The 20,207-nt window shown below is 70.7% G+C and carries 18 protein-coding genes; 11 read left to right on the top strand and 7 right to left on the bottom strand.

Annotated features, from left to right (window positions below):
- Window positions 1–12 precede the first annotated feature (12 nt).
- Together MFF04_RS10375 and MFF04_RS10370 are read right to left on the bottom strand one after the other, a co-directional pair.
- Window positions 13–1,179 (bottom strand): AAA family ATPase, encoded by a 1,167-nt coding sequence (locus MFF04_RS10375; protein ID WP_238275610.1) that lies wholly within the window; start codon window positions 1,177–1,179, stop codon window positions 13–15.
- Window positions 1,180–1,189: 10 nt separating this feature from the next.
- The gene (locus MFF04_RS10370; protein ID WP_238275609.1) at window positions 1,190–2,191 is read right to left on the bottom strand and encodes a polyphosphate kinase 2 family protein; all 1,002 of its coding nucleotides are present in this window, start codon (window positions 2,189–2,191) and stop codon (window positions 1,190–1,192) included.
- Window positions 2,192–2,309: 118 nt separating this feature from the next.
- Here MFF04_RS10370 and MFF04_RS10365 point away from each other — a divergent pair, with 118 nt between their 5' ends.
- From MFF04_RS10365 to MFF04_RS10355, 3 genes are all read left to right on the top strand, one after another.
- Entirely contained in the window at window positions 2,310–2,906 is a 597-nt protein-coding gene (locus tag MFF04_RS10365) for a histidine phosphatase family protein (protein WP_238275608.1), read from the top strand.
- A 182-nt stretch (window positions 2,907–3,088) separates the two neighbouring features.
- A complete protein-coding gene (locus tag MFF04_RS10360; protein ID WP_238275607.1) occupies window positions 3,089–7,189 on the top strand; it encodes a Pls/PosA family non-ribosomal peptide synthetase in 4,101 nt (1,366 codons plus the stop codon).
- A 222-nt stretch (window positions 7,190–7,411) separates the two neighbouring features.
- Complete coding sequence (locus tag MFF04_RS10355) at window positions 7,412–7,597, top strand: hypothetical protein (protein ID WP_238275606.1); 186 nt, start codon at window positions 7,412–7,414, stop codon at window positions 7,595–7,597.
- 27 nt (window positions 7,598–7,624) lie between these two features.
- Here the strand turns inward: MFF04_RS10355 and MFF04_RS10350 are convergent, their stop codons facing one another.
- On the bottom strand, window positions 7,625–8,281 hold the full coding sequence (locus MFF04_RS10350; RefSeq protein ID WP_238275605.1) for an alpha/beta hydrolase: 657 nt from the start codon (window positions 8,279–8,281) through the stop codon (window positions 7,625–7,627).
- Between the two features lie 309 nt (window positions 8,282–8,590).
- Between MFF04_RS10350 and MFF04_RS10345 the strand changes: the two genes are divergently transcribed.
- The 7 genes from MFF04_RS10345 to MFF04_RS10315 all read left to right on the top strand — a co-directional run bounded on the left by MFF04_RS10345 (window position 8,591) and on the right by MFF04_RS10315 (window position 15,477).
- Window positions 8,591–9,751 (top strand): cysteine desulfurase family protein, encoded by a 1,161-nt coding sequence (locus tag MFF04_RS10345; protein ID WP_238275604.1) that lies wholly within the window; start codon window positions 8,591–8,593, stop codon window positions 9,749–9,751.
- 68 nt (window positions 9,752–9,819) lie between these two features.
- The gene (gene sufB, locus MFF04_RS10340; protein ID WP_238275603.1) at window positions 9,820–11,289 is read left to right on the top strand and encodes a Fe-S cluster assembly protein SufB; all 1,470 of its coding nucleotides are present in this window, start codon (window positions 9,820–9,822) and stop codon (window positions 11,287–11,289) included.
- A gap of 14 nt (window positions 11,290–11,303) precedes the next feature.
- Complete coding sequence (locus MFF04_RS10335) at window positions 11,304–11,549, top strand: cytoplasmic protein (protein WP_238275601.1); 246 nt, start codon at window positions 11,304–11,306, stop codon at window positions 11,547–11,549.
- A gap of 15 nt (window positions 11,550–11,564) precedes the next feature.
- The gene (sufC, locus tag MFF04_RS10330) at window positions 11,565–12,317 is read left to right on the top strand and encodes a Fe-S cluster assembly ATPase SufC (protein ID WP_238275599.1); all 753 of its coding nucleotides are present in this window, start codon (window positions 11,565–11,567) and stop codon (window positions 12,315–12,317) included.
- 3 nt (window positions 12,318–12,320) lie between these two features.
- Window positions 12,321–13,643 carry a Fe-S cluster assembly protein SufD gene (gene sufD, locus MFF04_RS10325; RefSeq protein WP_238275597.1) on the top strand — a complete coding sequence of 441 codons (1,323 nt, stop codon included), beginning with the start codon at window positions 12,321–12,323 and terminating at the stop codon, window positions 13,641–13,643.
- A 199-nt stretch (window positions 13,644–13,842) separates the two neighbouring features.
- Window positions 13,843–15,087: a cysteine desulfurase gene (locus tag MFF04_RS10320; RefSeq protein WP_238275595.1), complete on the top strand. Its 1,245-nt coding sequence runs from the start codon at window positions 13,843–13,845 to the stop codon at window positions 15,085–15,087.
- Between the two features lie 9 nt (window positions 15,088–15,096).
- Window positions 15,097–15,477: an SUF system Fe-S cluster assembly protein gene (locus MFF04_RS10315; RefSeq protein WP_163831285.1), complete on the top strand. Its 381-nt coding sequence runs from the start codon at window positions 15,097–15,099 to the stop codon at window positions 15,475–15,477.
- 11 nt (window positions 15,478–15,488) lie between these two features.
- Here the strand turns inward: MFF04_RS10315 and MFF04_RS10310 are convergent, their stop codons facing one another.
- On the bottom strand, window positions 15,489–16,076 hold the full coding sequence (locus MFF04_RS10310; protein WP_238275593.1) for a Uma2 family endonuclease: 588 nt from the start codon (window positions 16,074–16,076) through the stop codon (window positions 15,489–15,491).
- Window positions 16,077–16,221: 145 nt separating this feature from the next.
- On the opposite strand from MFF04_RS10310, the gene MFF04_RS10305 reads away from it, so the two are divergent.
- A complete protein-coding gene (locus tag MFF04_RS10305; protein WP_238275591.1) occupies window positions 16,222–16,596 on the top strand; it encodes a HesB/IscA family protein in 375 nt (124 codons plus the stop codon).
- 16 nt (window positions 16,597–16,612) lie between these two features.
- Here MFF04_RS10305 and MFF04_RS10300 read toward each other — a convergent pair whose 3' ends face one another.
- From MFF04_RS10300 to MFF04_RS10290, 3 genes are all read right to left on the bottom strand, one after another.
- Complete coding sequence (locus tag MFF04_RS10300; protein ID WP_238275589.1) at window positions 16,613–17,668, bottom strand: GGDEF domain-containing protein; 1,056 nt, start codon at window positions 17,666–17,668, stop codon at window positions 16,613–16,615.
- 106 nt (window positions 17,669–17,774) lie between these two features.
- Complete coding sequence (locus tag MFF04_RS10295; protein ID WP_238275588.1) at window positions 17,775–19,301, bottom strand: DEAD/DEAH box helicase; 1,527 nt, start codon at window positions 19,299–19,301, stop codon at window positions 17,775–17,777.
- Window positions 19,302–19,467: 166 nt separating this feature from the next.
- Window positions 19,468–19,728: a hypothetical protein gene (locus MFF04_RS10290; RefSeq protein WP_238275585.1), complete on the bottom strand. Its 261-nt coding sequence runs from the start codon at window positions 19,726–19,728 to the stop codon at window positions 19,468–19,470.
- Window positions 19,729–20,207: the final 479 nt, after the last annotated feature.

The raw sequence follows: 20,207 nt of genomic DNA, 5'->3' as shown, positions 1-20,207 counted from the left end.
CGGACCGCCGGCCTACTCCGCGTCGTCCTCGTCCTCTTCGCCGAACGACCCGGCGAGGCGCAGGCCCTCGATCCAGGTCTCGCCCTCGCGCTTGATCACGATGCGGGGACGCGCGCCGCCATGCTCCGCGATCATCGCAGCGAGGCGCTCGGAATGGGTGACGAGCCAGACCTGCGTGCGCTCGGCCGCCCGCGCGATCATCCGCGCCAGGGGCTCCATCAGGTCGGGATGCAGGCTCGTCTCGGGCTCGTTGAGCGCGACGAAGGGTGGCAGCCGGTAGGCGAGGAGCGCGCCGGCAAGCGCCAGGTAGCGCAGGGTCCCGTCCGACAGCTCCGGGGCCTCGAAGACACGCTGCGGGTAGTCCCGGAAGATCACGCCGAACCGCGCCTCCCGGTCCGGCTGCGGGATCACGAGCCGGGCGCCGGGGAAGGCGTGGCCGAGCGCCGCGTCGAGCTCCGCGGTATCGCCACGGACATGGGCGAGCGTGGCGAAGACTGCCGCGAGGTCGGAGCCGTCCGAGGCCAGCGTCGGCGTGGTGACGGCGAGGCAAGGGCGCCGCAGGGGCGAGCCGGCATCCGTGCGGAAGTCGTGGTGGAAGCGCCAGCCGGCCATCGCCCGCCGGACGATCTCGATCTCGGGGAAGCGCGCGGCGTCCTGGAGGGAGGCGAGGGCGGTCTCCGTCGCGAGGAGGTCGGTGCCGAAGGGGCGCTTGCGGCCCTCCTCGTCGCGCACGAAGCCGGACGGGCCGTCCCGGCTCAAGGCCACGACCGGACGGCGCCCGGCCTGAACGGTCAGCCGCTCGGCCTTCACCTGAGGCTCCCGTTGGAAGGCGGCGCCGTAGGTCACGCCGCCGGCCTGCTGCACGAGGCCCGCCTCGACCTCGTAGGCGAAGCCCTGGCCCGTCGCATCGTCCTGGAACGCCACCGAGAGCCGGACGCGGGCGGTCTCGCCCTGGCGGCGGCGCCCGGCCCAGAGCACCGAATCCATGCCGCCCTCGGCGGCGAGCTCCCGGGTGAGCGTCCCGCGGGCGGCGGCCTGGATTAGCTCCAGGGCCCGGTAGAGGTTGGTCTTGCCGACGCCGTTGCCGCCGACGAAGACCGAGAGCCGGCCGACCGGCAGGGCGATCCGCCGCAGCGAGCGGTAGCCCGCCGCGCCGATCTCGTGGACGGCGAGCGTCACGGCGGCCGCCTCAGTCCGGCACCTTCAGCCCGGCGATCCCCGGCCGGCCCTCTGGAAACTTCGGGTCCATCGCCTCCAGCGTGTCGGCGACGGTGCGGGCGACGACGAGGTTGCGAAACCACTTGCGGTTGCCCGGCACCACGTGCCACGGGGCGCAGGGGGTGGAGCAGCGGCTGAGCGCGTCCTGGAAGGCCTCCTGGTAGGCGTCCCAGGACTTGCGCTCCACGAGATCGGCCGGGTCGAACTTCCAGTGCTTCTCCGGGTCGGCGATGCGCGCCTCCAGCCGCTTCTTCTGCTCGTCCTTCGAGATGTGCAGGAACAGCTTGAGGATGACGGTGCCGTTCTCGGCGAGCAGGCGCTCGAAGTCGTTGATGAGCCCGTACCGGCCCCGCCAGACCGCCTCGGGCACGAGCTCCTTCACCCGCACCACCAGCACGTCCTCGTAATGGCTGCGGTTGAACACGCCGATCATGCCGCGCCCCGGCGTCGCCCTGTGGTAGCGCCAGAGGAAGTCGTGATCGAGCTCCTCGGTGCTCGGCACCTTGAAGGACGTGACGCGGCAGCCCTGCGGGTTCACGCCTTCGAGCGTCGCGCGGATGGTGCCGTCCTTGCCGCCGGTGTCGATCGCCTGGAGCACCACGAGCAGGCTCTGCCGGCGCTCCGCGTAGAGCCGCTCCTGAAGAGCGACGATGCGGGCCTTCTCGGCGGCGAGCGCCTCCTTGGCGGCGGCCTTGTCCAGGCCGCCGTCGGCATCGGGATCGATGCGCGAGAGATCGCAGGCCGAGCCCGGCTCCACCGTCACGATGCCCGCGGCGGCGCGTCCCGGGAACACCGGCACGCGCGCGCCGATCAGTTCCGCGCCGCTCTCCGCGGTCTCGCCGAGCGCGGCCGCCCACAGGGAGGAGGAGGGCGGCATGTCCCGCGCCCGCTGCCGGTGACGGCCGGACGAGTCTGTTGCGTCGCTTCGCCCGGCGCCGTGGTCCTTCTCGCGCTTGCCGTGTTTCTTCGACATCGACACTCTTTCCCCTCGCTGCCGCGGACCCGCGGCCGGCGTCTCCGGAGCTTAGCGTGAGTGCCAAACAGCCGGCCAGACCGAGCCGTTCCTGTCCGCGCATGACGACCGACCCGGAATGAGCGAGCCCCCGACGATCTGGTTCGTGCGCCACGGGCAGACCGACTGGAACGCGCAGGGACGCCTTCAGGGCCGCCGCGACGTGCCGCTGAACGCCCGCGGCGGCGAGCAGGCCGTGGCCGTGGCCGCGCGCCTGCGGGAGACGGCCGGCGAAGGACTGGCCGGGGCGGCCTTCCTCTCGAGCCCGCTGCAAAGGGCGCGCGGGACGATGGAGCGGATGCGCGCCGCCCTCGGGCTGGCGCCGGAGGACTACGCCGTCGACCCGCGCTTCGCGGAGCTCGGCTTCGGCTCCTGGGAGGGCTCGACCTGGGCCGAGATCCGCCGCTGGGACCCGTCCGGCGCCTTCGCCCGCGACCGGGACCGCTGGGGCTATCGGCCGCGCGGGCCCGGAGCCGAGAGCTACGCCATGCTCGCCGAGCGGGTCGGCGCGGCGGTCCGCGAGCTTTCGGGCCCGACCGTCATCGTCGCCCATGGCGGCACCGCCCGCGGTCTCCTCGTGGCGCGGGGCCTCGTCCATCCCTCCGCGGCGCCGCGCATCGGAGTGCGCCAGGGCGAAGTTCTGGTGATCGAGACGGACGGGTGGCGCTGGGCCTGAGCCCATGGAAGCGCGGTTCAGGACCGGCGGAATAGGCGCCCTCTGCGCATTCCCGGCATGAACGAGGGCTGGTGCCGGGACGGCCCGCCCTGATAACGGCATGATCGCGGGTCAGGACCCGCGCGAGGAACGGCCCGGGGTTCGCCGCCGGATGGGCGCGCGGCGCGGGAGCGGAGCAGCCGATGAGCGACGTCGCCGAGTCCACGCGGCCCGAGGCCGCGCGGGAGCAGGATGCGGGCATGGCCGGGAAGGGCCGCGCGGTGCTGCGCGGGGCCGCCCGGCCGGAGCTGGTGCGCGACGAGGTCCTCGGCGAGATCTTCTCCGCGAGCGCCGCCGCGAGGCCGGAGCACCCCGCCCTGGTCGACGGTGCCGCCCGCGGGGCGGACGGGCGCCATGCGCGTCTGAGCTACGGCGCGATGGCCGTGCGCGCCCGTGCCATCGCCCGGGCGCTCGTCCATCGCGGGATCGGCCCCGGTGACGTGGTCGGCCTTTGGATGGCGCGCGGAATCGACCTTCTGGTTGCACAGGTCGGCATCACTCTGTCCGGCGCCGCCTGGCTGCCCTTCGACGCCGAGGCCCCGTCGGACCGCGTCGGCGTCTGCCTGGGCGATGCCGAGGCCAAGGCGCTCCTCGTGTCGGAGGCCCTGCGGCCCGAGGCGCCGGACGCCGCCCCCGCCTTCACGCTGAAAGCCCTTCTCGACGGGGTGCCGGCGGACGCGCCGGAGGCCGACGCCCGCGCCGCCGGCCTGACGCCGGGGCATCCGGCCTACCTGATCTACACCTCGGGCTCGACGGGCGTGCCGAAGGGCATCGTCATCAGCCACGCCAACATCTGCCACTTCCTGCGCTCGGGAAACGCCCTCTACGGCATGACCGGCGACGACGTGGTCTTCCAGGGCGCCTCCGTCGCCTTCGATCTCTCCATGGAGGAGATCTGGGTCCCCTACCTCGTCGGCGCGACGCTGTTCGTGGCGAGCCCCGCCATGATGGGCGACGTCGAGTCGCTGCCGGCGATCCTCGCCGAGGGCGGCTGCACCGTCATCGACACGGTGCCGACGCTGCTCGCCATGATCACCGGCGACCTGCCGGGCGTGCGCCTCGTGCTGCTCGGCGGCGAGGCCCTGCCCGAGCCGCTCGTGGCTCGTTGGGCCACGGGCGCGCGGCGGCTCTTCAACACCTACGGCCCCACCGAGGCGACGGTCGTCGCCACCGCCGCCGAGATGCGGCCGGGCGAGCCCGTCACTATCGGCGGACCGATCCCGAACTACACGGTCTACGTCGCCGACGAGGCCCTGAACCTCCTCGGACCCGGCGAGCAGGGCGAGCTGCTGATCGGCGGCCCCGGCGTCGCCGCGGGCTACCTGAAGCGGCCGGAGCTGACCGCGGAGAAGTTCGTCGCCAACCCATTCGCGTCGGATGGCATCGACCCGATCCTCTACCGCTCGGGCGACGCCGTCTCCCTCGACGGGGACGGGCGCATCCTGTTCCACGGCCGCATCGACGATCAGGTCAAGATCCGCGGCTTCCGGGTGGAGCTCGGCGAGATCGAGGCGCGCATCCGCGCCAGGCCCGGCGTCAACCAGGCGGCGGTGGTGCTGCGCAAGGACGACGGCGTCGACCGGCTCGTCGCCTTCCTCGTGCCCGAGCGCGGCGCCGATCTCGACCGCACCGCCCTGCGCAAGGCGCTCGCCGACGAGATGCCCCCCTACATGGTGCCGGGCCATTTCGAGACCGCCGAGCACCTGCCGCGGCTCACCTCCGGCAAGGTCGACCGCAAGGCGCTCCGCGCCGCCACCCTGACGCTGCCGGCGAGCGAGGGCGAGCAGGAGCCGCCCGCCAACGAGACCGAGGCGGCGCTGCTCGCCGCCGGCAAGCAGGTGTTCGGCAACCAGCCCCTCGGGCTGACGGCGGATTTCTTCACCGATCTCGGCGGCCACTCGCTGATCGCCGCCCGCTTCGTCTCGGCGGTGCGCGAGACCCCGGCGCTCACGGCGATCACCCTCCAGGACGTCTACGGCCTGCGCAACTTCCGCGCGATCGCCGACGCCCTGATCCTGCGCACCGGCGGCGCGGGCAGCCAGCAGGCCGCGCGCGACCTCTCCTTCGCGCCGCCCCCCCTCCTGCGCCGCTTCCTCTGCGGGCTGGCCCAGGCCGTGGCGCTGCCCTTCGTGATCGCGCTCGCCACCTCGCAGTGGCTTGGCATCTTCGTGACCTACCTGCTGCTCACCGGCGGCTCGCTCGGCTTCTTCGCCGAGATGGCGGTGCTGCTGCTCGTCTATATCGGCATCAACATCGTCACCGCCTGCGTGGCCATCGCGGGCAAGTGGATCGTCCTCGGCCGGGCGAGGCCCGGACGCTACCCGCTCTGGGGCGTCTACTATTTCCGCTGGTGGCTGGCGCAGCGCCTGGCGCCGCTCGTGCACATCAAGTGGCTGCAGGGCTCGCCGGTCATCGTCGCGTATCTGCGCCTCGTCGGCGCGCGGATCGGCCGCGACGTGCTCATCTCCGACATCGAGGTCGGCGCGCCGGACCTCCTCACCATCGGCGACGGCGCCTCGCTCGGCGGCCGGCTCGTCATCGCCAACGCCGAGGTGGTCGGCAACGAGCTCGTCATCGCCCCCGTGAGCATCGGCGCGGACGCGGCGGTCGGCACCTCCTGCGTGATCGGCGCCGGCGCGGTCGTCGGCGACCACGCCGAGATCGGCGACCTCACCACGGTCCCGGCCGGCAGCCGCGTCGGCGCGGCCGAGCGCTGGGACGGCTCGCCGGGACGTAGGGTCGGCACTGTCGACGTCGCGGCGCTACCGGAGCCCGCCACCGCCTCGCCCCGGCGCCGGGCCGCCTTCATGGCCGTCTACCTGCTGCTGCTCGCCGCGATCCCCGCCATCGGCCTGCTGCCGATCTTTCCGGCCTTCTACATCTTCGACCAGATCAGCGACTCGCTCGGCGACGTCACCGACATCGATTACCACTGGTATCTGCCGCTGCTGACCTGGCCGACCGCCATGCTGATGACGGCGGGCACGGTGCTGCTCATCGCCGCGATCCGCTGGGCGGCGCTGCCGCGGGTCCGCTCGGGCACTTGGTCGATCTGGTCGGGCTTCTACCTGCGCAAATGGCTCGTGGCACTCGCCGCCGAGGTGACGCTGGAGACCCTCTCCTCGCTCTTCGCCACGGTCTACATGCGGGCCTGGTACCGGCTGATGGGCGCCCGGATGGGGCAGGGGGCCGAGATCTCCACGAATCTCGGCGGCCGCTACGACCTCGCCGACATCGGCGCCCGCAACTTCATCGCCGACGAGGTCGTCTACGGCGAGGAGGAGATCCGCCGGGGCTGGATGCATCTGCACCCGGTGAGCACGGGCGCCCGCGTCTTCGTCGGCAACGACGCCGTGGTGCCGCCGGGCGCGACGATCCCCGACGACGTGCTCATCGGCATCAAGTCGAAGCCCCCGGCGAACGAGATGATGGCGCCGGGCGAGACCTGGTTCGGCTCGCCGCCGATCAAGCTGCCAGCCCGCCAGATGGTCGATCTCGGATCGAGCGCCCAGACCTACGAGCCCGGTCTCGGGCCGAAGCTGCGCCGCGGCGTGTTCGAGGCCTTCTCGACCTCGTTCTCGCCGATGCTCTTCATCACGCTCGCGATCACCGCGATCGACTTCGTCTTCTATCCTCTGATCCTGGCCCAGGACTGGCTCGGGCTCGCCGCGAGCTTCGTGGCGGTGAGCGTCTGCATCGCGATCATCCAGACCTCGGCGGTGATCATCCTGAAATGGCTGCTCATGGGCGCCTACAGGCCCGGCATGCGCCCGATGTGGTCCTGGTGGGCGATGCGGACCGAGGCCATCGCCGTCGCCTACTGGGGGCTCGCGGGCAAGGTGCTCCTGGAGCATCTCACCGGCACGCCGTTCCTGCCCTGGGTGCTGCGCCTCCTCGGCACGCAGGTCGGCAAGGGCGTATGCATGCTCACCACCGACATCACCGAGTTCGACTGCGTCGAGATCGGCGACTACGCCACCGTCAACCGCACCTCGGCGCTTCAGACCCACCTCTACGAGGACCGCATCATGAAGGTCGGCCGGGTCGTCGTCGGGAAGGGCGTCTCGGTCGGCGCCTTCGCGACCGTGCTCTACGACACGCGGGTCGGCGACTACGCGCGGCTGCGCCCGCTCACCATCGTCATGAAGGGCGAGTCGATCCCCGCCCATGGCGAGTGGGAGGGCGCGCCGGCCGTGCCCGTGATCCACGCCCCGCCCTCCGCGGAGACGGCCCGCGCCGCCTGATCCGATGCCCGCGTGCCGCGGAGCACCGATTTCCGGCACCGCTTCCCTCAGAAGGGAATAAGCCGAGGGCGCGCCGGGAATTCGGAAGGCGCCTGCTGCGGCGGCAAGCAGACAACCGATCGCGGGGACCGGACAGCCGGCGCCTCGCTCTCCGGCGCGGCTCCTCCGCGCCGCGAGGGCGCGCGCCCGCCTGGAACGGGGTCCGGGGCGGAGGAGGGGACGATGCGCGAGGGAAAGAGGCAGCCGGGATGGATGCGCCGGCGCCTGAGGGTCAGGCGCCCGATCGGGGGCAGCGAGCGGGTCCGGCGCTGGCTGCGTTTCGCCGGCCCGCGCCGGGGGACGATGCCCGACGCGCCGCCCGCGCCGGCCTATGCCGGCAACGTGGTGCCGCTGCGGCCGGCGGCCTGAGTCGAGACGGGAGGGGAGGCGCGGCCCTCAGGCCGCGTCCTCGACCTTGCCGAGGCGCTTGTCGAGATAGGTGTCGACGGTCTGGGTCAGCTCCTCGACCTTGCCGTCGAAGAAGTGGTTCGCGCCCTCGACCATCTGGTGCTCGATGATGACGCCCTTCTGGGTCTTCACCTTCTCGATCACCGGCATGACCTCGCGGGCCGGCGCCACCCGGTCCTCGGAGCCGTGCACGAACAGGCCGGAGGAGGGGCAGGGCGCCAGGAAGGTGAAGTCGTAGCGGTTGGCCATCGCCGCGATCGAGATGAAGCCTTCGATCTCCGGGCGGCGCATCAGCAGCTGCATCCCGATCCAGGAACCGAAGGACACGCCGGCGATCCAGCAGGCCCGCGCCTCCGGGTTGACCGACTGCACCCAGTCGAGGGCCGCGGCCGCGTCCGAGAGCTCGCCCGAGCCGTGGTCGAAGGAGCCCTGGCTGCGCCCGACCCCGCGAAAGTTGAAGCGCAGGGCTGCGAAACCGCGATTGGCGAAGGTGTAGAAAAGGTTGTACACGATCTGATTGTTCATCGTACCCCCGAACTGGGGGTGCGGATGCAGCACGATCGCGATCGGCGCGCCCTTCTTCTTGGGCGCCTGGTAGCGGCCCTCGAGCCGGCCTGCCGGCCCATTGAAGATGACTTCTGGCATCGCGCTCGCTCTCCTGCCGCCGTCCGGACGGAACCCTCGTGGTCCTCTCTCCGGCAGGCGCTCCACACGCCTTGACTCGGGGAGAGGCAGAACTACAAGCGCGCTTAGAATGGTTCTAGGCGTTTATAATAGTTCTAAACTGCTGACGGCAGCCGCCGCGACGCTGCCGGATGCGGGGGTTCGCGTTCCGCATCCGTCATGCGGCGGCCTTAGCATGACGGCGGGGGGCGATTGCAACCCTTTGCCGTTCCGGGAGAACGACCGATGCGCGGCCGGGCCCGGAGCCGCGACGACGCGAGGAGGGTGCCGATGAGCGAGCCGCGCCTCTATCTCGACCACAACGCCACCTCGCCGGCTCGTCCCGAGGTCGCGGCGGCCGTCGCCCGCGCGCTGGCGCTGCCGGGCAACCCGTCCTCCGTCCATGCCGAGGGCCGCGCCGCCCGCGCCGCGCTGGAAGAGGCGCGCAGTCGCATCGCCGGGCTCGTCGGCGCCGCCCCGGAACGGGTCGTCTTCACCAGCGGCGGCACCGAGGCGGCCAACGCCGCGCTCTCCGGGGCCCTGGTCAGGACCGGCCTGCCGCGTCCGACGCGGCTTCTGACCGGCGCGACCGAGCACCCCTGCGTGCTGGCAGGCCACCGCTTCGAGGCGGCGGAGACGCTGTCCGTCGGTGCGGAGGGCCTGATCGATCTCGCCGCCCTGGACGCCCGCCTCGAAGCGCTCGGCGGCGAGACGGCGCTGATCTCCGTCCAGGCCGCCAACAACGAGACCGGCGTCGTGCAGCCGCTCGACGCGATCGTCGCGCTGGCCCGCAAGCACGGCGCTCTCGTGCACAGCGACGCGGTGCAGGTAGTCGGCCGCCTGCCCATCGCCTTCGACGGTCTCGGCCTCGATGCGCTCAGCCTCTCCGCCCACAAGTTCGCCGGGCCGAAGGGCGTCGGCGCATTGGTGCTCGGGGAGGGCGTCTCCCTCGACGGAGCGCTGGTGCGCGGCGGCGGCCAGGAGCGGCGCCTGCGGGCCGGCACCGAGAACCTGCCCGGCCTCGTCGGGATGGGCGAGGCGGCCCGCATCGCCGGCGAGGGGCTCGACGCCGAGGTGCGGCGGCTGGAAGAGCTGCGCAACCGCCTGGAGGCCGGCCTGCTGGCGCTCGCGCCGGACGCGGCGATCTTCGGGTACGGCGCCCCGCGCCTGCCGAACACCTGCCTGTTCGCGGTGCCCGAGACCGACGCCACGACCCTTCTGATGAGCCTCGACCTCGCCGGGGTGGCGGTGTCGCGGGGCGCGGCCTGCTCGTCGGGAAAGGTCGCGGGCTCGCCCGTGCTCGCGGCGATGGGCGTCAGCCCTGCGCTCGGCGCGGGGGCGCTGCGCGTCAGCCTGGGGTGGAATTCGGTGCTCGAGGACGTGTCCCGCTTCCTCGGCGCCTTCGAACGGGCGCTCGCGCCCCTATATAAGCGGCGAGGGCAGGCGGCCTGAGAGCCGCGACCCCGCGCCAATCCTTCATCATCCCGGCCCTTGAAGCCGGCGACGGCCAGGAGAAGCCCATGCCTGCAGTGCAGGAGACCATCGACCGGGTGCGCTCGATCGATCTCGATCAGTACAAGTACGGGTTCGAGACCACGATCGAGATGGAGAAGTCCGAGAAGGGCCTCTCCGAGGATGTGATCCGCTTCATCTCGGCCAAGAAGAACGAGCCGGCCTGGCTGCTCGAATGGCGCCTCGACGCCTACAAGCGCTGGCTCACCATGAAGGAACCGGAGTGGGCGCGCGTCGAGTACGACCGCGTCGACTACAACGACATCTACTACTACGCCGCCCCGAAGCGGCAGGCGGCGCAGTCGCTCGACGAGATCGACCCCGAGATCCTCAAGACCTACGAGAAGCTCGGCATCCCTCTCCGCGAGGTCGAGGTGCTGGAGGGCATCGCCCCCGAGCGCCGGGTGGCGGTCGACGCGGTGTTCGACTCCGTGTCCGTGGCGACGACCTTCAAGAAGGAGCTCGCCAAGGCCGGCGTGATCTTCATGCCGATCTCGGAGGCCGTCCACGAGCACCCGGAGCTGGTCAAGAAGTACCTCGGTTCCGTGGTGCCGGTGACGGACAACTTCTTCGCGACGCTCAACTCGGCCGTGTTCTCGGACGGGTCGTTCGTCTACATCCCGCCGGGCGTGCGCTGCCCGATGGAGCTGTCGACCTATTTCCGCATCAACGAGCGCGACACCGGCCAGTTCGAGCGCACGCTCATCATCGCCGACAAGGGCTCGTACGTTTCCTACCTTGAGGGCTGCACGGCCCCGAAGCGCGACGACAACCAGCTCCACGCCGCGGTGGTCGAGCTCGTCGCGCTCGATGACGCCGAGATCAAGTACTCGACCGTCCAGAACTGGTACCCCGGCGACAACGAGGGCCGGGGCGGCATCTACAACTTCGTGACGAAGCGCGGCGACTGCCGCGGCGCCCGCTCGAAGATTTCGTGGACCCAGGTCGAGACCGGCTCGGCGATCACCTGGAAGTACCCGTCCTGCATCCTGCGCGGCGACGACAGCCGCGGCGAGTTCTACTCGATCGCGGTGTCGAACGGCATGCAGCAGGTCGATTCCGGCACCAAGATGATCCATCTGGGCAAGAACACCACCAGCCGGATCATCTCGAAGGGGATTTCCGCCGGCCGCTCGCAGAACACCTACCGGGGCCTCGTCTCGGCCCACAAGAAGGCCAAGGGCGCGCGGAACTTCACCAACTGCGACTCGCTGCTGATCGGCGACCAGTGCGGGGCGCACACCGTGCCCTACATCGAGTCGAAGAACGCCTCGGCCGTCTTCGAGCACGAGGCCACCACCTCGAAGATCTCCGAGGACCAGAAGTTCTACTGCCAGCAGCGCGGCCTCTCCGAGGAGGAGGCGACCGCGCTCATCGTCAACGGCTTCGTCCGCGACGTGCTGCAGCAGCTGCCGATGGAGTTCGCCGTCGAAGCCCAGAAGCTGATCTCGATCAGCCTCGAAGGCTCGGTGGGCTGACGACGATCTATGACGTGAACGTGCTGAAGGCGGCCCACAGGCACAGCTTTCGGCACGGCGACGAGGTGAGGAGCAGCCCGCTTTGCGGCTGCTTCTACTGCCTCGAAACGTTCGCACCGGATGAGGTCGTGGAGTGGATCGACGACGACTCGACCGCCCTGTGCCCCCGGTGCGGCGTCGACGCGGTGATCGGCGAGATGTCCGGATATCCGGTCGGAAACGCCGTCTTCCTGCGGGCGATGCATCAGCTTTGGTTTTGAAGGACTTGGACTAAGATGCTCGAGATCAAGAACCTCGTCGTGCAGATCGAGGACAACCGCATCCTCAACGGCCTCGACCTCACCGTGAAGGACGGCGAGGTCGCCGCGATCATGGGGCCGAACGGCTCCGGCAAGTCGACGCTCTCCTACGTCATCGCCGGCAAGGAGGACTACGAGGTCCTCGACGGCGAGATCCTGCTCGACGGCGAGAACCTGCTGGAGATGGACCCCGACGCCCGGGCCGCCGCCGGCGTCTTCCTCGCTTTCCAGTACCCGCTGGAGATCCCCGGCGTCGGCACCATGACCTTCCTGAAGGCCTGCCTGAACGCGCAGCGCCGGGCGCGCGGCGAGGACGAGCTCTCGACGCCGGACTTCATGCGCGCCGTGAACGGGGCCGCAGACAAGCTCGAGATCAACAAGGAGATGCTCAAGCGGGCGCTGAACGTCGGCTTCTCGGGCGGCGAGAAGAAGCGCATGGAGATCCTCCAGATGGCGCTGCTCCAGCCGAAGTTCTGCGTCCTCGACGAGACCGATTCCGGCCTCGACATCGACGCGCTGCGCATCGTCTCCGAGGGCGTGAACGCGCTCAGGGCGCAGGGGCGCTCCTTCCTCGTCATCACCCACTACCAGCGGCTCCTCAACCACATCGTGCCCGACACCGTGCACGTCATGTCGAAGGGCCGCATCGTGAAGACCGGCGGCAAAGAGCTGGCGCTCGAGCTCGAGGCCTCCGGCTACGCCGAGTACCGCACCAGCGAGGCGGCCTGAGCCATGGCCGACATCGCCAACCTCCGCACCAACGCCGAGACCGGCCTCTCGAAGCTGTTCGAGACCGCTCGGGCGAGCTTTGCCACCGAGGAGAAGATCGCCCGCGAGGAGGCGTTCAAGTTCTTCGAGGCCACCGGCCTGCCGAGCCGGCGGGTCGAGGCCTTCAAGTACACGGACCTGCGCGCCGCCATCACCGACGCCGCCCCGCCGGCGGAGACACCCTCCGCCGAGATCGCGCGGAGCGCATCCGAGGCGGCGAAGGGCTTTTCCGGCATCGAGGCCGTGCGACTCACCTTCGTCAACGGCCACCTGATCGAGGCCCTGTCGGACCTCGCGCGCGTGCCGGCAGGCGTCAGCGTGAGGACGCTCTCGGCCGCGCTCTCCGCGGGCGATCCGCTCTTGAAGAGCCTCGCGCCCGTGGCGCAGGCGCGGGAGAACCCGGTCTACCAGCTCAACGCCGCCTTCATGGCCGACGGCGCGCTGATCTCCGTCGAGGCCGGCGCCAAGGTCGAGACGCCGCTGCACCTGCGCTTCGTCGGCACCGGCGGCAACGCCTTCTCGACGGCGACCCGCGTCCTCGTCGCGCTCGCCGAGGGCGCCGAGCTGACGGTGCTGGAGAGCCACGAGGGGCCGGACGGCGTCGCCTACCAGCCGAACGACGCCCTCGACGTGACGATCGCCGACGGCGCCGCCTTCCGCCACACCCGGCTGAACGCCGAGGGCGATGCGGCCATCGCGCTCTCGACCCTGTCGGCCCGGCTCGGCGCCGCCTCGCATATCGAGACCGTGAACCTCGTGACCGGCGCGGTGCTCTCCCGCCACCAGCTCTACCTGCACTTCGCAGGGGAGGAGGCGACGGCGGTCGTCAACGGCGCGGCGATGCTCGGCCACGGCCGCCTCGCCGACTCGACGCTGCTCGCCGATCACGCCGCGGTCGGCGGCGTCAGCCGGGAGATGTTCAAGACGGTCATCGACGGCGACTCGACCGGCGTGTTCCAGGGCAAGATCATCGTCCGCCAGGTCGCCCAGCAGACCGACGGCAAGATGAAGTCCGACTGTCTGCTCCTCTCCGACGAGGGGCAGATGATGAACAAGCCCGAGCTCGAGATCTTCGCCGACGACGTCGCCTGCGGCCACGGCGCCACCTGCGGCGCGCCGGACGAGGAGCTGCTCTTCTATCTCCGCGCCCGCGGCCTGCCGAAGGCCGAGGCCGAGAGCCTGCTCGTGCAGGCCTTCGTCGGCGAGGCGATCGAGGCCGTGACGCACGAAGACGCCCGCGCGGCGCTGATCGGTACGATCGAGGCGTGGCTGAAGGCGCGACACTGAACGCCCGACCCTCCCCCCTCTGCGGGGGGAGGGTGCCGAACGAAGCGAGGCGGGAGAGGGGACACCGCTTCAGAACCGAGCGGAGCGGATGTGCAGGGCATTGCCCCTGTCTGCACTGCCGCTCCCCTCTCCCGACCCCTGCCGAGGCAAGGGCCACCCTTCCCCGCAGAGGGGGAGGGAGATCCGCGAGCGTAACCCGATGAACGCACCCGTCCTCCCCCCCGGCTACGACGTCGAGGCGATCCGCCGGGAATTCCCGATCCTGTCGAAGACGGTCTACGGTAAGCCGCTAGTCTATCTCGACAACGCCGCCTCGGCGCAGAAGCCGAAGGCGGTGATCGACGCCATGGTCGGCTGCATGGAGGGCGCCTACGCCAACGTGCACCGGGGCCTGCACTTCATGGCCAACGCCGCCACGGAGGGCTTCGAGGGCGCCCGCGAGACGACGCGCCAGTTCCTCAACGCGGAATCCACCGACGAGATCATCTTCACCCGCAACGCGACGGAGGCCTACAACCTCGTCGCCTCCTCGATGGGCTGGGCCGGGCTGATCGGGGAGGGCGACGAGATCATCCTCTCGATCATGGAGCACCACTCCAACATCGTGCCCTGGCACTTTTTGCGCGAGCGGCGCGGTGCGGTGATCAAGTGGGCGCCGGTGGACGACGAGGGCAACTTCCTCGTCGAGGAGTACGAAAAGCTCTTCTCTGCGCGGACGAGGATGGTGGCGATCACGCACATGTCGAACGTGCTCGGCACGGTGACGCCGGCCGAGGAGATCGTGCGCATCGCCCACGCCCACGGCGTGCCCGTTCTCCTCGACGGCGCGCAGAGCGCCGTGCACCGCCCCGTCGACGTGAAGGCGCTCGACTGCGACTTCTTCGTCTTCACCGGCCACAAGGTCTACGGGCCGACCGGCATCGGCGTGCTCTACGGGAAGCGCGAGTGGCTGGAGCGGCTGCCCCCCTACCAGGGCGGCGGCGAGATGATCCGCACCGTCTCCGAGGACGCGATCACCTACAACGACCCGCCCCACCGCTTCGAGGCCGGCACCCCGGCCATCGTCGAGGCGGTGGGCTTGGGCGCGGCGCTGGAGTTCATGATGGGCCTCGGCCGCGAGGCGATCGCCGCCCACGAGGCGGACCTCACCGCCTACGCCCTGGAGCGGCTCCGCGCCATGAACTCCGTGCGCCTCATCGGCACAGCCAAGCACAAGGGCGGCGTCATCGCCTTCGAGATGAAGGGCGCGCATGCCCACGACATCGCGACCGTGATCGACCGGCACGGCGTCGCCGTCCGCGCGGGCACCCACTGCGCGATGCCGCTGCTCTCGCGCTTCGGCGTGACCTCCACCTGCCGGGCCTCGTTCGGGCTCTACAACACCCATGCCGAGATCGACGCCCTGGCCGAGGCGCTGGCCAAGGCCGAGATGATGTTCTCCTGAGGTAGCACCATGTCCGACGCCAGCATCACCGGCGGCTCCAACGCCCCCACCGTCGCGGGCACCTCGGCGATCCCGCCCGAGGAGCTCGACCGGCTCACCGACGCCATCGTGGTGGCGCTGAAATCCGTCTACGATCCGGAGATCCCGGCCGACATCTACGAGCTCGGCCTGATCTACAAGGTCGACATCGACGACGACCGCAAGGTCGCCATCGACATGACGCTGACCGCCCCGGGCTGTCCCGTCGCCGGCGAGATGCCGGGCTGGGTGGAGAACGCGGTCGCCGCGGTGCCGGGCGTCCAGTCCTGCGCCGTGACGATGGTGTTCGACCCGCCGTGGGACCAGAGCCGCATGTCCGACGAGGCCCGCGTCGCCCTCGACATGTGGTGAGGGCGATGCGGTCAGGCCGGCGCGCGCCCGGCCTCGAACGCCACGTCGTCGTAGATGTCGGCGAGCGCGAGGCGCGCGCCGATCTCGGGCAGGTCGACGGCGTCGGTCATCGCCTCGTAGGTCTCGGCCTCCCAGATTTCTCCCACACGCCGGTAGAGGAGGACGCTCGGGAAGCGGGTCTCGACCAGCATGATGCAGCGCAGGCTGGGGTGACGGCGATACTCGTCGAGCTTGCGGAACCGGTCCACGCTGCTCGTGGACGGCGACAGCACCTCGACGACGAGGCGGGGCGAGCGGTTCTCGTAGGTGTCGCGCACCAGTTCGCCGCACTCCACCGTGATGTCCGGACGTCGCAGCGTCGCGATGCTGGTGCGCAACGCGATGTCATCGGTGGTCGGGCGGCAGCCGCTGCCCCTGAGCTGCGGATGCAGCGCCGCGATGATGTTGACAGTGGCCCGGTCGTGCTGCGCGCTCGCACCGGTCATCATCTTCACGTGCGGCACGGGCACGCCGTCGACCAGCTCGTAGAGCCCGTCCTGACCGAGCTGCCACTGGAAGAACTCTTCCGGCGTCATGTGCCGCGCTGCGGGTTCGGCCACGGCGACCTCCTGATCGCGCGAGCCTATCACGAAGGACGGCCCTGCGCCTCTCTCGCGGTAGACCCCGAAGCGGCGGATGCTTATCTTTAAGGCGTACAGGAACCCTCACCCGCCCGGGCCTTGAACCCGGAGGCAGGAGAGAACGATGTCAGGCTTCAAGGTGATGTCGCTGACCGATGCGGCGGCGGCGCGGATCAAGTCCATCATGGCGGATGCCGACCGGCCGATCGCCGGCCTTCGGGTCGGCGTGAAGAACGGCGGCTGCGCCGGCATGTCCTACACGATGGAGTATGCAGAGGCGCGCAACCCCGGCGAGGATGCCGTGGAGGACAAGGGCGTGACCGTCTTCATCGACCCGAAGGCGGTGCTGTTCCTCATCGGCACGCAGATGGACTTCCAGACGACGAAGCTCGCCTCACAGTTCGTGTTCAACAACCCGAACCAGACCTCGGCCTGCGGCTGCGGCGAATCCGTCGCGATCACGCCGGCGAACCCCGAAGCGCTGCACGCCTCGGCCTGAGCCCCGGCGCTTCGCCTCAGGCGACCCGCGCGATACCGGCGCTGGCGTCGTCGAAGCAGCGGTTGCGGCCCTGGCGCTTGGCGGCCAGCATCAGCATGTCGGCGCGCTCCAGGAGCGAGGCCGGCGTGTCGCCCGCCCGCAGGGTGGCGACGCCGAGCGAGACCGTGATCTTGCCGAGCGACTCGCCGGTCGAGCGTTTCACGAGGTCGCGGCCCATCACGCCCACGCGCACTCGCTCGGCGATCTTCACCGCCTCGGCGATTCCCGTGCCGGGCAGGATGATCCCGAACTCCTCGCCGCCGAACCGGGCGGGAAAGGCCGGTGCGCGTACGTGCTCGCGCAGGACGATCGCCACGAGCCGCAGCACCTGATCGCCGGTGAGATGGCCGTACAGGTCGTTGAAGCGCTTGAAGAAGTCGATGTCGAGGACGACGAGGCTGAACGGGCTGGCGGCCGTGGCCGCCGCGATCCCACGCGTGAGCGCATCCTCGAAATGCTTGCGGTTCGCGAGCCCCGTGAGGGTATCCGTGAGGCTCTCGACCCGCGTCGCCTCAAGGGTCTCGCGCAGGCCCTCGATCTCCTTGCGGCTGTCGCGCATCCGCCCTTCGAGGATCCGGTTGTCCGCGGTGACCTGGCGGGTGGTCGCCACGAGGGCGTTGACGAGTTCGCGCAGCCGGGCGCGGTTCAGGGCGGCCTCGGCGAGGTTGTCGGTGAACGCCTTGAGCGACTCGCCGTACTGCGTGGCGCTGCCCAGCGAGAGGTCGAGCGTCTCGGTGATGCCCTCGATCTCGCCGAGCAGGCCGGCGGTCATGTGCTCGGCGGCGGTGGCCAGACGGCGGCTGTCGATATGCGTCTCGTAGAGGGCGTCCACGTCGGCATCGGTCAGGCCGCCGCCTTCGGCCGTCAGGCGCTTGACGGCATCGTTGAGGTGGGGCGTGTCGCCGACGACGTAGGAGTACCACACGGCATAGGCGCGCGGCCGGGCCGAGGGTCCGTAGTCGCGCATCAGCTCGTTGGCCCGGTGCGCGAGCGCGAAGCTCCGCTCCCGATCCTCTACCCCCGGTCCTCTCATAGAACCCCCAACCGTCGCTCGGGGGGAAAGCGTCTGATGCGCTCTCTAATCCCGCCCGCGCGCATCATGAGGCCGCCTTAGTGGACGGAGTCTTAAGCGAGGCCTTTCAAGACGCCTTCGGAACGCGGGCCGGCCGCAGCAGGAAGGCGGGCACGTGGTCGCCGAGACCGGCGGGCGTCTCGCCCTCCTCCTCGTCGCGCCGGCGCGGACGCCCCTGGCGAGGCTCGTGCCGCGGCTCCGGCCGTGACTCGGGACGCGGGCGGGCCTCCTCGCGCTCGGGACGCGCCTCGCGCCGCCGGCTCCCCTGATCGCGCTCCTCCGGCGCTTCGCGGCGCGCCTCGATGGGCTCGGGCGCGCTCGCGGCCTCGGCGCCGCGATCGCCCCGCTGCCGGGAACGGGAGGAGCGGGCCTCGCCGCCTCCCCGTCGGCCCTCGCCGCGGCCGGAACGGCCGCCGCGGTGGCGGGTCGCCGTCTCCGCCTCGCCCCCGTCCTGCGCGACGCTCGACAGGTCGCCGTCGAGCCAGGCGATCGGCTGGCCGATCAGGGTCTCGATGGCCTGGAGGGAGCGGTCGTCGCCGGGGCTGACCAGCGTGAAGGCGGCCCCCGCCCGGCCGGCGCGGCCGGTGCGGCCGATGCGGTGGACGTAGTCCTCCGGGTGACGGGGGATGTCGAAGTTGAAGACGTGGCTCACCGCCGGGATGTCGAGGCCCCGCGCCGCCACATCGCTCGCCACGAGGAGCGGCGTCTCGCCACTGCGGAAGGCGTCGAGGGCGGCCATGCGGGCCCGCTGGTCCATGTCGCCGTGGAGCGCGGCGGCGTTGAAGCCGTGGCTGACCAGCGACTTCTGGAGCATCGCCACGTCCCGCTTGCGGTTGCAGAAGATGATGCCGTTCTTGAGCTCCGTCTCCTCGCCGCGGATCAGGCGGCGCAGGCGGTCGCGCTTGTCGCGGCCCTCGGAGCCGGTGGCGACGAGGCGCTGCACGATGGTCGCGGCGGTCGAAGCGGGCCGCGCCACCTCGACCCGCTGCGGGTTCGAGAGGAACATGTCCGCCAGCCGCTCGATCTCGGGGGGCATGGTGGCGGAGAAGAACAGCGTCTGGCGCGTGAAGGGCACCATCTTCACGATACGCTCGATGTCGGGGATGAAGCCCATGTCGAGCATGCGGTCGGCCTCGTCGATGACGAGCAGCTCGACGCCGGTGAGCAGCAGCTTGCCGCGCTCGAAATGGTCGAGCAGACGGCCGGGCGTGGCGATGAGCACGTCGGTGCCGCGGGTGAGCTTGGCGTCCTGGTCGGCGAAGGAGACGCCGCCGATGATCAGCGCCACGTTGAGCTTGTGGTTGGTGCCGTAGCGCTCGAAGTTCTCCTCGACCTGCGCGGCGAGCTCGCGGGTCGGCTCGAGGATCAGCGTGCGCGGCATCCGCGCGCGGGCGCGCCCGGTCTCGAGGAGCGTGAGCATCGGCAGGGTGAAGGCGGCGGTCTTGCCGGTTCCGGTCTGGGCGATGCCGAGCACGTCGCGGCGCGCGAGCACGTGCGGGATGGCCTGGGCCTGGATGGGCGTCGGCTCGGTGTAGCCGGCGGCGGCGACGGCGCCGAGCACCTTTTCGCTCAGTCCGAGGTCGGCGAAGGACATGTCCAATCAGTCAATTCGATGCGCGCGTGAGGGCCGGGGCCGGCGCGGAGGAGAGCATCGCGGCAGCGGCGACAACGGCTGTCTCGTCCAAGGAGCCCGCCGCGCATGCGGGCGCGGGCACACTTAGAGCCTTGGATCGTCATGTCAATCGCGGCCTGGACAACCCTTAGGGCTGGCGCGGGCGCAGCAGCTCGCAGGGGTCGAGCCGGGTCGCGCCGGCGGCTCCGCCGATCGAGCCGGTGGTGAGGGGATCCGCCAGCGCCGCGACGGCGGCCTGCGGCCTCGCGGACGGGCGCGACAGGACATGGACGGCGGCGGTGCCGGCAAGAAGAGTGAGCGTGCCGATCAGAAGGGAACGGCGCACGCCCCGCGTCCGCAGGAGCGGCGTCGCCTCGTCCACGTCCCGACCGACTTGCGTGTCCGCCATGGCGTTCGTCCCGTCCGACCCCTTACCCGGACGGATCATGGATCGGTAGGGTTAAGGAGGGCTTGCGCACGCAACGCAGGCTTGTCCCCAGCCATCGCGAGATAAATTTCCGGACGTGGAAGCCTTTGGCAGGATCCGTGCGAGGTGCGGCCCCGCGACCCCAGAATTCGTCGGGATTGTGTCATCCCGGCTCACGATCGCGGCAGCATGATCCCCGGGCGCAACGCGATGTGCGCGACGGCACATGGCTGGCTCGCGAAAGTTCATCTGGAACTGATCTTCACGCTTCGTTGACGAGATCGGTCTTATCTGACGCCACTTGTTGCAGCGATGCGACAGACCCTTTCACTCCCGGAGCCTACAAGCGCGCCGGCTCTCAGCCAGTGACACACCCAGGGTAGACATGAAAAAGCTCCTCCTCGCCTCCGCCGCTCTCATCGGCACCGCCGCTGTCGCCTCGGCCGCGGATCTTCCGCGTC

This window comes from Methylobacterium jeotgali (assembly GCF_022179345.1).
Lineage (GTDB): Bacteria > Pseudomonadota > Alphaproteobacteria > Rhizobiales > Beijerinckiaceae > Methylobacterium > Methylobacterium jeotgali.
This window is presented reverse-complemented; position numbering and strand designations above follow the sequence as displayed.